The sequence below is a fragment of the Salinimicrobium oceani genome (genome assembly GCF_012037645.1).
Window position 1 is genome coordinate 1 of record NZ_JAAVJR010001653.1, and the last position, 283, is coordinate 283.

General features: G+C 41.0%; 1 protein-coding gene. It reads left to right on the top strand.

Features of this window, described 5'->3' with window-relative positions; all coding sequences use genetic code 11:
• The coding region (locus HC175_RS23480; RefSeq protein WP_168140132.1) for a DUF4268 domain-containing protein at window positions 1-283 on the top strand (283 nt) is incomplete at both ends.

The window sequence follows — 283 nt, forward strand, 5'->3', positions numbered from 1 at the left end:
CGAAGAATTGCTGAAGTTTCTATAGATCTCGATGCGACTGATGAGATCATGAGACAGTATTATTTTGAAAAACTTGAGAGTCTAAAAACTATTCTTAAAGAGGAATTTCTTCCTGATGCTGTTTTTGCTGAAGCCTACGAACTGGAAAACGGAAAACTAATCTCCCGGGTCTACGTCACCAAAGAAGGGGCCAACATCCACAATAGAAAAGATTGGCCGGAGGTACAGGAGTGGTTGGCAGATAAAATGGATGCTCTGGAAAAGTTCTTTTTGGAGTATAGGG